At 69.7% G+C, this 13,217-nt stretch carries 11 protein-coding genes; 10 read left to right on the plus strand and 1 reads right to left on the minus strand.

Features of this window, described 5'->3' with window-relative positions:
* Window positions 1-2 precede the first annotated feature (2 nt).
* From KF941_RS21555 to KF941_RS21580, 6 genes are all read left to right on the plus strand, one after another.
* Window positions 3-1,004: an ABC transporter ATP-binding protein gene (locus KF941_RS21555; protein WP_072462248.1), complete on the plus strand. Its 1,002-nt coding sequence runs from the start codon at window positions 3-5 to the stop codon at window positions 1,002-1,004.
* Between the two features lie 41 nt (window positions 1,005-1,045).
* Window positions 1,046-1,831 (plus strand): ThuA domain-containing protein, encoded by a 786-nt coding sequence (locus KF941_RS21560; RefSeq protein WP_116220658.1) that lies wholly within the window; start codon window positions 1,046-1,048, stop codon window positions 1,829-1,831.
* Window positions 1,831-2,880 (plus strand): Gfo/Idh/MocA family oxidoreductase, encoded by a 1,050-nt coding sequence (locus tag KF941_RS21565; protein ID WP_214274465.1) that lies wholly within the window; start codon window positions 1,831-1,833, stop codon window positions 2,878-2,880. Before KF941_RS21560 ends, KF941_RS21565 begins: the two co-directional genes overlap by 1 nt.
* 66 nt (window positions 2,881-2,946) lie before the next feature.
* Complete coding sequence (locus KF941_RS21570; RefSeq protein ID WP_214274466.1) at window positions 2,947-4,107, plus strand: Gfo/Idh/MocA family oxidoreductase; 1,161 nt, start codon at window positions 2,947-2,949, stop codon at window positions 4,105-4,107.
* Window positions 4,108-4,377: 270 nt separating this feature from the next.
* Entirely contained in the window at window positions 4,378-5,505 is a 1,128-nt protein-coding gene (locus KF941_RS21575) for an aminodeoxychorismate synthase component I (protein WP_166435383.1), read from the plus strand.
* A complete protein-coding gene (locus tag KF941_RS21580; RefSeq protein ID WP_214274467.1) occupies window positions 5,463-6,098 on the plus strand; it encodes an aminotransferase class IV family protein in 636 nt (211 codons plus the stop codon). Before KF941_RS21575 ends, KF941_RS21580 begins: the two co-directional genes overlap by 43 nt.
* Before the next feature lie 5 nt (window positions 6,099-6,103).
* On the opposite strand, the gene KF941_RS21585 is transcribed toward KF941_RS21580, so the two are convergent.
* Window positions 6,104-6,886 carry an IclR family transcriptional regulator gene (locus KF941_RS21585; protein ID WP_243700170.1) on the minus strand — a complete coding sequence of 261 codons (783 nt, stop codon included), beginning with the start codon at window positions 6,884-6,886 and terminating at the stop codon, window positions 6,104-6,106.
* Between the two features lie 210 nt (window positions 6,887-7,096).
* On the opposite strand from KF941_RS21585, the gene nadA reads away from it, so the two are divergent.
* The 4 genes from nadA to KF941_RS21605 all read left to right on the plus strand — a co-directional run bounded on the left by nadA (window position 7,097) and on the right by KF941_RS21605 (window position 13,198).
* Window positions 7,097-8,149, plus strand: a complete 1,053-nt coding sequence (gene nadA, locus KF941_RS21590; protein ID WP_114536629.1) for a quinolinate synthase NadA — start codon at window positions 7,097-7,099, stop codon at window positions 8,147-8,149.
* Between the two features lies 1 nt (window position 8,150).
* Window positions 8,151-9,719 carry an L-aspartate oxidase gene (locus tag KF941_RS21595; protein ID WP_214274468.1) on the plus strand — a complete coding sequence of 523 codons (1,569 nt, stop codon included), beginning with the start codon at window positions 8,151-8,153 and terminating at the stop codon, window positions 9,717-9,719.
* Window positions 9,716-10,567: a carboxylating nicotinate-nucleotide diphosphorylase gene (gene nadC, locus KF941_RS21600; protein WP_214274469.1), complete on the plus strand. Its 852-nt coding sequence runs from the start codon at window positions 9,716-9,718 to the stop codon at window positions 10,565-10,567. Before KF941_RS21595 ends, nadC begins: the two co-directional genes overlap by 4 nt.
* A gap of 234 nt (window positions 10,568-10,801) precedes the next feature.
* Window positions 10,802-13,198, plus strand: a complete 2,397-nt coding sequence (locus tag KF941_RS21605) for a glycogen/starch/alpha-glucan phosphorylase (RefSeq protein ID WP_214274470.1) — start codon at window positions 10,802-10,804, stop codon at window positions 13,196-13,198.
* The last annotated feature ends 19 nt before the right edge of the window (window positions 13,199-13,217 follow it).

Consider the following 13,217-nt stretch of genomic DNA (forward strand, 5'->3'; position numbering starts at 1 on the left):
CCATGGCCAAGATCGAGTTGAAGAACGTCACCAAATCCTATGGCGGCTTGCAGGTCATCAAGGGCATCGACCTGGAGATCCGCAAGGGCGAGTTCATGGTCTTCGTCGGCCCCTCGGGCTGCGGCAAGTCCACGCTGTTGCGGCTGATCTCGGGGCTCGAGGAGATCACCACCGGCGACATGCTGTTCGACGGGCAGCGGGTGAACGACCTGGTGCCCTCGGACCGCGGCATCGCCATGGTGTTCCAGAGCTATGCGCTTTACCCGCATATGAAGGTCTATGACAACATGGCCTTCGGCATGAAGCTGGCCAAGGCCGGCAAGGCCGAGATCGACCGCCGCGTGCGCGAGGCGGCGCGGCTCCTGCAGATCGAGCATCTGCTGGACCGCCTGCCCAAGCAGCTGTCGGGCGGCCAGCGCCAGCGCGTCGCCATCGGCCGCGCCATCGTGCGCGACCCGCGCGTCTTTCTGTTCGACGAGCCGCTGTCGAACCTCGACGCGGCGCTGCGGGTGCAGACGCGGCTGGAGATCGCCAGGCTGCACCACGGCATGGAGGACGTGACGATGATCTACGTCACCCATGACCAGGTCGAGGCGATGACGCTGGCCGACCGCATCGCCGTGCTGCGCGACGGCAAGCTGGAGCAGGTCGGCACCCCGGCCGAGCTTTACGAGCGGCCGAACTCGACCTTCGTCGCGGGCTTCATCGGCAGTCCCAAGATGAACTTCCTGACCGACGGTTTCGCCCATGCGCATGACTGCGCGACCCTGGGCATCCGGCCCGAGCATATCGATATCGTCGAGGCTGGTCCCTGGTCGGGCGAGGTCGTCCATGCCGAGGATCTGGGCGCCGACCATTACCTTTTCGTCGAGATCGGCGCGGCCGAGCCCATGGTCGTGCGCCAGCCGGGCAAGCTGGCCCTGCCGCTGGGCACGCGGCTGAGCCTTGGGCCGCGCGAAGGCCACCTGCACCGTTTCGACGCCAACGACGCGCCGATCCGCTGAACCCACCACCCGTTCCCGCAGGGAACAACAAGGAGCGATGAATGACCATCCGAGTCACTGTCTGGGGCGAGAACGTCCACGAGCAGAAGAACAAGACCGTCGCCGGGATTTACCCGGACGGGATGCACAACACCATCGCCGCGGCGCTGAACCGCGATAGCGGCATCGCGGCCGGCAGCGTGACCCTGCAAGACCCCGAGCATGGGCTGACCGCCGAAAGGCTGGCCCAGACCGACGTGCTGATCTGGTGGGGCCATTGCGCCCATGGCGAGGTGCAGGACGCGGTGGTCGAGCGCGTGGCCGAGGCGGTCTGGTCCGGCATGGGCATGATCTTCCTGCATTCGGCGCATTTCTCGAAGCCCTTCAAGCGGCTGATGGGCACGCCCTGCAACCTGACCTGGCGCGAGGCGGGCGAGCGCGAGCGGCTGTGGCTGACCTCGCGCAACCATCCCATCGCCGCCGGCCTGCCCGATCATTTCGAGCTGGAGCACGAAGAGATGTATGGCGAGCCCTTCGGCGTGCCCGAGCCGCTGGAGACCGTCTTCGTCAGCTGGTTCGCGGGCGGCGAGGTGTTCCGCTCGGGCCTGACCTACAAGCGCGGGGCCGGCAACGTGTTCTATTTCCGCCCCGGCCACGAGACCTATCCGACCTATCACGACGCCAATGTGCAGCGGGTGATCCTGAACGCGGTGAAATGGGCGCATAACCCGGCCGCGCGCCTGGCCGAGCCGACCGTCGCGCCCAATGTCCCGGTCGAGCAGGCGCTGGAGCCGATCGAGGAGCGCGGTCCCAAGCTGCACGCCGCCGGCGAAGAGGGCTATCGCTGATGGTCCGGCTTCTCGTCATCGGCACCGGCGGCATGGCGGCGAACCATGCCCGCGCCTTCGCCGCCATGCCCGGCGTCGAGCTGGTCGGCGGCGTCGATCCGCGGCCCGAGCCGCTGGCCGCCTTCAACGCCGAGCACGGCATCGCCCGCGGCTTTGCCAGCCTGGACGAGGCGCTGGATTGGGGCGCATTCGACGCCGCGACCAACGTGACGCCGGATGCCGCACATTACCCGACCACCATGCCGCTGCTGGCGGCGGGCAAGCATGTGCTTTGCGAAAAGCCGCTGGCCACCAATGCCGCGGATGCGGAGGCGATGGCCGAGGCGGCAGCGCGGGCGGGCGTGGTGAACATGGTCAATCTCAGCTATCGCGACGTGCCGGCGCTGCAAAAGGCCGCGGCCATGGTGCGCGCGGGCGAGATCGGCGAGGTGCGGCATTTCGAGGCGAGCTACCTGCAAAGCTGGCTGACCCAGCCCGGCTGGGGCGACTGGCGCACCGACCCGAAATGGCTGTGGCGGGTGTCGACCGCGCATGGCTCCAAGGGCGTGCTGGGCGACGTGGGCATCCATATCCTCGACTTCGCCACCTGTATCGCCGGTCAGGATGCGGCGCAGGTTTCCTGCCTGCTCAAGACCTTCGACAAGGCGCCGGGCGGGCGGATCGGGGACTATGTGCTGGACGCCAACGACAGCGCCACCATGCAGATCGTGCTGGAGAACGGCGCGCTGGGGACGGTGGCGGCGACGCGCTTTGCCAGCGGGCACCTGAACGACCTGCGGCTGCGGATCTACGGCGACCGCGGCGGGCTGGAGGTCGGCTTCGAGAACCGCGTGAGCCGGCTGCGCGCCTGCCTGTCGCCGGACCTGGAGACCGCCGCCTGGCACGAGGTCGAATGCCCGCCGGTGCCGACGATCTACCAGCGCTTCATCGCCGCGATCCGGGGCGAGGGCGCGGCCGATCCCGATTTCGCCCGCGGCGCGGCGCTGCAACGCCTGCTGGACCGGGCCGAGGAATCCTCGGTCGAGTCCGGCCTTAGCCTCGCCGTCTAGGCGCAACCGATCCGGCGGCGGCCTTCTCCTCCCTGCCGCCGCCGGACATCCCGCAAGGAGCATGGCATGACCCGGACCGTTCATCGCGCGCCCCGCATCCGCCTTGGCATGGTCGGCGGCGGGCAGGGCGCCTTCATCAGCGGCGTGCATCGCATCGCCGCCCGCATCGACGACCAGTATGAGCTGGTCGCGGGCTGCTTTTCCTCGACGCCGGAAAAAAGCGCGGCCTCGGCGGCGGAACTGGGCGTGGGCCGCGCCTATGGCGATTTCGCGCAGATGGCCATGCGCGAGGCGCGGCGCAAGGACGGGATCGAGGCGGTGGCCATCGTCACCCCGAACCACCTGCACGCCCCCGTCGCCCGCGCGTTCCTGAAACGCGGCATCCATGTCATCTGCGACAAGCCCCTGACCGCGACCCTGCCCGAGGCGCGCAAGCTGGCCAATGCCGCCGCGGATTCGGATGCGCTGTTCGTGCTGACGCACAACTACACCGGCTATCCGATGGTGCGGCAGGCCCGCGCCATGATCGCATCGGGCGAGCTGGGCGAGATCCGGCTGGTGCAGGTCGAATATGCCCAGGACTGGCTGGCCGAGCCCATCGAGCAGGCGGGCAACAAGCAGGCCGGCTGGCGCACCGATCCGGCGCAATCCGGCGCGGGCGGGGCCATCGGCGACATCGGCACCCATGCCTTCAACCTGGCCGGCTTCGTCACCGGGCTGGAGCTGGAGGCGCTGGCCGCCGACCTGCAAAGCTTCGTGCCCGGACGTCCGGTCGACGACAACGGCCATGTGCTGCTGCGCTATCGCGGCGGGGCGCGCGGGATGCTGTGGTGTTCGCAGGTCGCCTCGGGCTGCGAGAACGCGCTGCGGCTGCGGGTCTATGGCAGCCGCGCCGGGCTCGAATGGGCGCAGGAGGAACCCAATGCCCTGTGGGTCACGCCGCTGGGCCGGCCGCGCTACCGGCTGTCGCGCGGCGGTGCCGGCACCGGGGCCGAGGCCGCGCGCCTGACCCGCATCCCCGCCGGCCACCCCGAGGGCTATCTGGAGGGCTTCGCGAACATCTATGCCGAGGCGGCGCGCGCCATCCTGGCCCGCCGCGACGGGGCCGCGCCCGACCCGGCGGTGGTCTTTCCCGGCATCCGCGACGGGCTGGAGGGCGTGGCCTTCGTCGATGCCTGCCTGCGTTCCAGCAAGCGCAACGGCGCCTGGGTCGCGTTGGCGCTCTAGCAGGCTGCTGAAAAAGGATTTTAAGAGGGCACGCAGCAGAAATCGTTCTGGATCCAGCTAATATCGGCCCGGAAACGGGGTGTTTTCGGCAAATTTGAGGTGGATTTCCCGGTTCCCCGCCCGCACTGTCCTGTCGCAAGGACTTTTTCAGCAGCCTGCTAGGCCCCGGCAGAGCCCGGCATTCCGCGCGATTGTCGCGCCGGTCGAGCGCCGGCCATTGTTCATGCCGCCCCGGCCATGCTACCTCGCGCCGCGAGAATGGAGGCGCGCGTGATCCTTTGCGAATTCGGTCCTGACGGCAAGCCGGTCCTGTTCCGGGATCCGCGGGAAGTGCTGGTGGTCACGCGCCCCGAGGACGCTCTTGCCGCGCTCGACCATCTCGAGGCGCGGCGCCGGCAGGGGGCCTGGATCGCGGGCTACCTGTCCTATGAGCTGGGCTATGCGCTGGAGCCGGTGCTGGCGCGCGACATGCCGGCCGACCGGCGCACGCCGCTCATGGCCTTCGCCGTCCATGACGCGCCCGAGCCCGCGCCGGCGCTACCCGCGGGCGACGCGGCCCGGCTGGCGCCGCTGGAGCCGATGATCTCGCCGCAGGATTATGCCGCGGCCTTTGCCCGCACCCGCGACTATATCGCGGCGGGGGATTGCTACCAGATCAACCTGACCTTTCCCATCCGCTCGCGCCTGATCTCCGGCTCGGCGTTGGAGCTTTACGCCGCGCTGGCCGCGCGCCAGCCGGTCGGCTTCGGCGCCTATGCCGATCTGGGGCAGGGGCCGGTGGTGGTCTCGCGCTCGCCCGAGCTGTTCTTCCGCCTGGATGCGCAGGGCCGGATCGAGGCGCGGCCGATGAAGGGCACCGCACCCCGCGACCCCGATCCGGCGCGCGACGCGGCCTTGGCGGCGGGGCTGGCGGCGTCGGAAAAGAACCGGGCCGAGAACCTGATGATCGTCGACCTGCTGCGCAACGACATCGCCCGCCTCTCGCGCGTGGGTTCGGTGCGGGTGCCCGAGCTTTTCGCCGTGGACAGCTTTGCCACCGTCCACCAGATGAGTTCGCGCGTGGTGGGCCAGCTGGAGCGCCCGGCGGACCTGGGCGCGCTGTTGCGGGCGCTGTTTCCCTGCGGCTCGATCACCGGCGCGCCCAAGATCCGCGCCATGCAGATCATCCGCGAGGTCGAGCCGTTCCCGCGCGGCGTCTATTGCGGCGCCATCGGCTGGATGGCGCCGGACGGGGCGGCCTGTTTCTCGGTCGCGATCCGCACGCTGTCGGTCTGGCCGGATGGCGAGGTCACGCTGAACGTCGGCGGCGGCGTGGTGCAGGATTCGACCGCCGAAGGCGAATGGGAGGAGGCGCTATGGAAAGCCCGCTACGCGCAGGATCTGACGACCCCGATCTGAGGCTGATCGAGACGGTGCTGTGGGACGGCGCCGGCTGCCCGCGGATCGAGGGGCACCTGGCGCGGCTGGCGGCGGGGGCGCGGGCGCTTGGCTGGCCCTGCGACCCGCAGGCCGCCCGCGCCGCGCTGGTCGCGCCTGCGGGCCAGCCCGCGCGGCTGCGGCTGACGCTGGACCGGGCTGGGCGGATCGAGGTGACGCGCGGCCCATTGCCGCAGTCGCGGCCGGAGTGGCGGCTGGCGCTGGCCGGGACGCGGCTGCGCTCGGACGATCCCTGGCTGCGGCTCAAGACCACGCGGCGGGCGCATTACGACGCCGCCCGCGCCGCCCTGCCCGAGGGGATCGAGGAGGCGATCTTCCTCAACGAGCGCGGCGAGGTCTGCGACGGCACCATCACCACGATATTCTTCGACCGCGGGCAGGGGATGCGCACGCCGCCCCTGTCCTGCGGGCTTTTGCCGGGCGTGCTGCGCGCCGGGATGCTGGCCGAGGGCACCTGCCGCGAAGAGCTGCTGCCGGCCGAGGATCTGCCGCGCGTCCGGCTGTGGGTCGGCAATGCGCTGCGCGGCCTGATCCCCGCCGCCTGGGCGGGCTGAGCCGGTCAGGCCAGCGCCGCCAGCTCGCGTGCGGCGCGCTGCAGCGCCGGCAGATGCGTCATTGCCGTTTCCAGCGACATGCGCTGCACCGGCGCGTGGAAGGTCACGGCGGCCAGAACCCGGCCGCGCGCATCCAGCGCCGGGACCGAGATGCCGACCATGCCGGGAATGAACTCCTGGTCGTCGACGGCATGGCCCTGCTCGCGCACCCGCGCCAGTTCCTCGCGCAGGCTTTCGGCCGAGGCGAAGGTGTTCGGCGTATGCGGTTGCAGCCGGGCATGGCGCAGGAAATGCTCGACGCTCTGCGGGTTCATGAAGGCCAGGCAGACCTTGCCGGCCGCGGTGGCATGCAGCGGGATGCGGGTGCCCAGCCGGATCACCAGCCGCAAGGGCCAGGTGGTCTCGACCCGGTCCACATAGACCAGCGTGTCCCCTTCGGGGATCGAGATCGAGCAGGTCTCGCCCACGGCGGCGAACAGTCGCACCAGCACGTCGTGGCGCGGCAGGTCGTATTGGCCGGCATGCATGACGCCCAGCATCATCTGCCGCAGCTTGAGGCCGGGCAGGTAGCTGCGCCCGTCGAGCTGGCGCGACAGGTAGCCCTCTTGCTCCAGATGGGCGACCAGGCGGTGGATGGTGGGCTTGGGCAGGCCCAGGGCGGCATTGATCTCGGTCGCGGTCATCGGGCGGGCCTCGCGCGCCAGCACTTCCAGGATCTGGAGGTTTCGCAGGCTGGGCGGCACAGGGGAATTGTCTTGGAACTCTTGCATGGCCTGGAACCCGATCACTTCACCGTCCTTTTTACCGCAGGACGGCCCGAGGTCCAGACGCCAAGGCCGGGCAAGGCCGTTCGTCCCCTCGCCGCGGCGTAGCATTTGCGTTGCCCGAGCGTCATCCATGGGTTAGGAACCGCGACTCACGGGCCCGGCGCTCTGGTATCGGGGGCCGGGCGCATTATATCCGGGGTGACTGCGACGCGGGCAGAGTGGGGGGACCGAATGCTCGATCTGACGACCATCCGCAGCGAGCTGGGCTCGCATTACGATCTCGAGCCCTCGCTCGAGCTGGCCGAGCGCATGGCCGATATCCATGCCCGGATGGGTCGCGTCATGCCCTGGCCCGACTGGGCGATCCATGCCCCCTATGTCGCCGCGATCAACAAGCTCAAGAAGGAACGCGGCGCCGTGGTGCTGGCGCATAACTACATGACGCCGCAGATCTATCACGGCATCTCGGACGTGGTGGGCGACAGCCTGGCGCTGGCCATCGCCGCGACCAGGGTCGAGGCCGAGGTGATCGTGCAATGCGGCGTGCATTTCATGGCCGAGACCTCGAAGATCCTGAACCCGCAAAAGACCGTGCTGATGCCCGACATGGCGGCCGGCTGCTCGCTTGCCGAAAGCATCACCGCCGAGGGCATCGCCGAGATGCGCGCCCGCTATCCCGGCGCGCCGGTGGTCAGCTACGTCAACACCACCGCCGAGGTGAAGGCGGCGTCCGACATCTGCTGCACCTCGGCCAATGCGGCGCAGATCGTCGCGGCCATGGACAGCGACACCGTCATCATGACGCCCGACAAGTGGCTGGCGCAGAACGTCGCCAACAAGGTGCCGCAAAAGCGCATCGTCTGGTGGGATGGCGCCTGCATCGTGCATGAGCAGTTCACCGCACAGGACCTGCGCGACTTTCGCGACTGGAATCCGGGGCTGAAGATCATCGCCCATCCCGAATGCCCGCCCGATGTGGTGGCCGAAGCCGACTATGCCGGCTCGACCGCCAATATCCAGGGCTGGGTCGAGACCGAGCGGCCGAAGCAGGTGATGCTGGTCACGGAATGCTCGATGGCCTCGAACATCTCGGACGCCAATCCCGAGGTCGAGTTCCTGGGCCCCTGCAACATGTGCCCCTACATGCAGAAGATCACGCTGGAAAAGGTGCTGTGGTCGCTGCACACCATGACCGGCGTGGTCGAGGTCGATCCCAAGGTCGCGGACCGCGCCCGCCTGGCGGTGCAGCGCATGATCGACCTGTCGCAGCGCCTGGCGGCCTGAGGTGCGCGAGGTCTCGACCGGCCGCGTCATCATCGTCGGCGCAGGTCTGGGCGCGCTTTACGCGGCGCTGAAACTGGCGCCGCGCCCGGTGCTGATGATCTCGCCCGAGGTTCTGGGGCAGGGCGCAAGCTCGGCCTGGGCGCAGGGCGGGGTGGCGGCGGCCATGGACCCGGCCGACAGCGCCGAGGCCCATGCCCGCGACACGCTGCGCGCCGGCGCCGGCACCGTCGATCCCGCCATCGCCCAGCTGGTCACGGACGAGGCGCGGGCGCATATCCTGGACCTGACCCGGCTCGGCACCCCCTTCGACCGCAAGCCGGACGGCGGCTATGTGCTGTCGCGCGAGGCGGCGCACAGCTTTGCCCGCGTCGTGCGGGTGCGCGGCGACCAGGCCGGGGCCGAGATCATGCGCGCGCTGGTCGCCTGCCTGCGCGAGGCGCCCTCGGTGCAGGTGCTGGAGGGCGTCATGGCCACCGGCTTGCGCGTCGAGGGCGGCGCGGTCGCGGGGGTCGAGGTCACGCTGTCCGGCCCGCAGGGCTCGGCGCCGGTCCTGATCCGGGCGCCGGGCGTGCTGCTGGCGGGCGGCGGCTCGGGCGGGCTTTACGCGCTGACGACGAACCCGCCGCGCATCCGCGGCCAGGTGATCGGCATGGCGGCGCGGGCGGGGGCCGAGATCGCGGATGCGGAATTCGTGCAGTTCCATCCCACCGCCATCGACTGCGGCGAAGACCCGGCGCCGCTGGCGACCGAGGCGCTGCGCGGCGAGGGGGCGCAGCTGCTGAACCGGCTGGGCGAGCGCTTCATGCTGGCGGTGCATCCCGATGCCGAGCTGGCGCCGCGCGACGTGGTGGCGCGCGCGATCTATGCGCAAAGCCAGGCCGGGCTGCGGCCGGTGCTGGACACCCGCGCCTGCCTGGGCGACCGCATCCTGAGCGAATTCCCGGCCGTCGCGGGGGCCTGCTCGCGGGCGGGGATAGACCCCACCCGCGAGCAGATCCCGGTGGCGGCCGCCGCGCATTACCACATGGGCGGGGTGGCTGTGGATGACGAGGGGCGGGCCAGCCTCGACCGGCTGTGGGTCTGCGGCGAGGCGAGTTCGACCGGGCTGCATGGCGCGAACCGGCTGGCCTCGAACGGGCTTTTGGAGGCGCTGGTCTTTGCCCGCCGCTGCGCGCTGTCGATCGAGGCGCGGCTGGGCCCGGCGGCGCAGGACGCGCCGGAAGTGGTGCTGCCCGACCTGCCGCCCGGCCCGGTGCCCGATCCGGTGCTGGTCGCCCGCCTGCGCCGTGCCATGACCGAGGGCGCGGGCGTCCTGCGCGACGCCGGGGGCCTGACCCGCTGCCTGCGCGAGATTGCCGCCATCGAGGCCGCGCAGCCCGATTGCCCGGCGCTCTCGAACATGACCGCCACCGCCACGCTGATCGCCGCCGCGGCGCTGATGCGGCAGGAAAGCCGCGGCGCGCATTGCCGCACCGATTTCCCGCAGACCCTGCCCGAAGGGCGCCGCTCGCGCCTGCGGCTGGCGCAGGCGCTGGCCCTGCGCGCCTCGCTTGAACCGGAGACGACATGACCGAGATGCCCCCGCTGCCCGAGATGATCCTGGAACCGCTGGTCCGGGCCGCGCTGACCGAGGATCTGGGCACCTATGGCGACATCACCACCCGCACGGTGATCCCGGCCGGCACCCGCTACCGGGCGCGGATCGTGGCGCGCGAGGCGGGCGTGGCCTCGGGGATGCAGCTGGCGGCCATCGCCTTTCGCCTGATCGATCCAGGCTTGGACTGGCGGCTGCAGCATGCCGACGGGAGCCGCTTCCAGCCCGGCGACACGCTGGCCGAGATCGAGGGCGAGGCGGCCTCGATCCTCTCGGCCGAGCGGGTGGCGCTGAACTTCGCCGGCCGGCTGGCGGGCATCGCCACGCAGACGGCGGCCTTCGTGGCCGAGACGGCGGGAACGCGCGCGCGCATCACCTGCACCCGCAAGACCACGCCGGGGCTGCGGCTGGTCGAGAAACAGGCGGTGCTGCATGGCGGCGGCTTCAACCATCGTTTCAGCCTGTCCGACGCCATCCTGATCAAGGACAACCACATCGCCGCGGCGGGCGGCATCCGGCCGGTCCTGCAAGCCGTCAAGGCCAGCGCCTCGCATATGATGCGGGTCGAGATCGAGGTGGACCGGCTCGACCAGCTCTCCGAGGTGCTGGAGGAGGGCGGCGCCGATGTCGTGCTTTTGGACAACATGGAGACGGTAGAGCTGCGCGAGGCCGTCGTCATGGCCCAGGGTCGCGTGGTGCTGGAGGCTTCGGGCAACATGCGCCTGGCGCGCGTGGCCGAGGTGGCGGCGACGGGGGTCGACTACATCTCGGTGGGCGCGCTGACGCATTCGGCGCGCACGCTGGACCTGGGCCTGGATTTCTGACCGGCCAAAGAGCCGCAGAACATGCGGCCCTTGCCCGGTTTGGCGCAATCCTTTGGCGTGCGGGGCCGGGAATGCGGGCGATTCCGACGATCCGCGCCGGGTTTCGGCACGATATTGCCCGCGTCGGTTAACGCTAACAGAATTTTCTCCCAACCGCTTGCTTTCGATAACGGATGGCTTAAGCCAAGGGGATGACCCGAAAGGATACGGGTGTGCCGAAAGATAGGGTGATCCATGGCCAGGGACGACATGCCCCAAAGCGATTTCCGCGACGCGATCCTGTGGCACCTGGCCTATACGCTGGGCAAGGATCCCGACCACGCGCAGGTCTTCGACTGGCGGCTGGCGCTGAGCCACGCGGTGCGCGACCGCATCGTGGACCGCTGGATGGCGGCGACCCGCGCCACCTATCGCGCCGATGCCAAGCGGGTCTATTACCTGTCGATGGAATTCCTGATCGGACGGCTGCTGCAGGACAATATCGTCAACCTGCAACTGGCCGACGAGGCGCAGGCGGCGGTGGAAAGCTTTGGCCTCGACTATGCCGGGCTGCTGCTGGACGAACCCGACGCGGCGCTTGGCAACGGGGGGCTGGGGCGGCTGGCGGCCTGCTTCATGGAATCGCTGGCCACGCTGGGCTGCCCGGCCTATGGCTATGGCATCCGCTACGAACACGGGCTGTTTCGCCAGAGCTTTGCCGAGGGCCGGCAGGTCGAGGCGCCCGAGGACTGGCTGGAACAGCCCTTCGTCTGGCAATTCGAGCGCCCCGAGGCGCGCTTTACCCTGGGCTTCGGCGGCCGGGTCGCGACCCGCGACGGCCGGGCGGTCTGGGAACCCGAAAGCTTCGTGCAGGCCGAGGCCTTCGACACGCCGGTCATCGGCTGGCGCGGGGCCTGGGCCAATACGCTGCGGCTCTGGGCCGGGCGGGCGGTCGATCCCTTCGACCTCGACCGCTTCAACGCCGGCGATTTTGCCGCCGCGGCCGAGGCCGAGGCGCTGGCCCGCACCATCTCGCGCGTGCTTTATCCCGAGGATTCGACCGAAAAGGGCAAGCGGCTGCGGCTGACGCAGGAATATTTCTTCTCGGCCGCCTCGATCCGCGACATCCTGCGCCGCTTCGAGGCCGACCATGCCGACCTGCGCCTGTTGCCGCAGAAGGTGGCGATCCAGCTGAACGACACCCATCCCGCCATCGCCGGGCCGGAACTGGTGCGCATCCTGCATGACGAACGCGGCCTGCCCTTTGACGAGGCGATCGGGATCACCCGCGGCTGCGTCAACTACACCAACCACACGCTTCTGCCCGAGGCGCTGGAAAGCTGGGGCGAGGGGCTGTTTGCCGACCTGCTGCCGCGCCACCTGCAGATCATCGACCGCATCGACGAGACCGATGCCAAGGCCCATCCCGACCGCCGCAATACCGCGCGCGGCGATGGCAAGGTGCGGATGGGCGAGCTGTCCTTCATCCTGTCGAACCGGGTGAACGGCGTCTCGGCTCTGCATACCGGGCTGATGAAGACCACGGTCTTTGCCGACCAGCACCGCATCTGGCCCGACCGCATCGTGAACCAGACCAACGGCGTGACCCCGCGGCGCTGGCTTCTGGGCTGCAACCCGCGGCTGTCGCGGCTGATCACCCAGGCCATCGGCGATGGCTGGGTGGGCGATCTGGAGCAGTTGCAGGCGCTGGAGCCCCATGTCGCCGACGCCGGCTGGCTGGATGCGTTCGCCGCCGTGAAGGTCGCGAACAAGGCGGACCTGTGCGACTGGATCGCCCGCGAGCATGGCGTGGCGCTGAACCCGCAGGCGCTGTTCGACGTGCAGATCAAGCGCATCCACGAATACAAGCGCCAGCACCTGAACATCCTGGAAGCCATCGCCCTGTGGCAGGAAATGCGCGAGAACCCGTCCGCGGACTGGACGGCGCGGGTCAAGATCTTTGGCGGCAAGGCGGCGCCGGGCTATTTCTTCGCCAAAGACATCATCCGGCTGATCAACGACGTGGCTGCCGTCATCAACGCCGATGCGGCGACGAACGAGAAGCTGCAGATCCTCTACCTGCCCAACTACAACGTGACGCTGGCCGAGCGGCTGATCCCGGCCGCCGACCTGTCCGAGCAGATCTCGACGGCGGGCAAGGAGGCATCGGGCACCGGCAACATGAAATTCGCGCTGAACGGCGCGCCGACCATCGGCACGCTGGACGGGGCCAATGTCGAGATCCGGGAACTGGTCGGGGCCGAGAACTTCTTCCTGTTCGGCCTGACCGCCGAGGAGGCCGAGGCCCGCCGCGCCGTCCCCGACCATGCCGCCCGCGCGGTCGCCGCCGATCCGCGCCTGACCCGCGCCGTCGAGGCGATCCGCAGCGGCACCTTCAGCCCAGGCGAGCCGGACCGCTATGCGAATATCGTCGAGAACCTGACGCGGGCGGACTATTTCCTCGTCGCCTCGGATTTCGCCGATTACTGGCGGGCGCAGCGCGAGGTCGACTTCGCCTATGCCAACCGCAGCGAATGGACGCGCATGGCGGCGCTGAACGTGGCGCGCTCGGGCTGGTTCTCGTCGGATCGCACCATCCGCGGCTACATGCAGGACATCTGGAACGCGCAAAGCCTGCTCGGGCAGGAGTGACGCCGTCGCGGAGGGGGAA

The sequence above is a fragment of the Paracoccus sp. pheM1 genome, from assembly GCF_018499825.1.
Taxonomy (GTDB): domain Bacteria; phylum Pseudomonadota; class Alphaproteobacteria; order Rhodobacterales; family Rhodobacteraceae; genus Paracoccus; species Paracoccus versutus.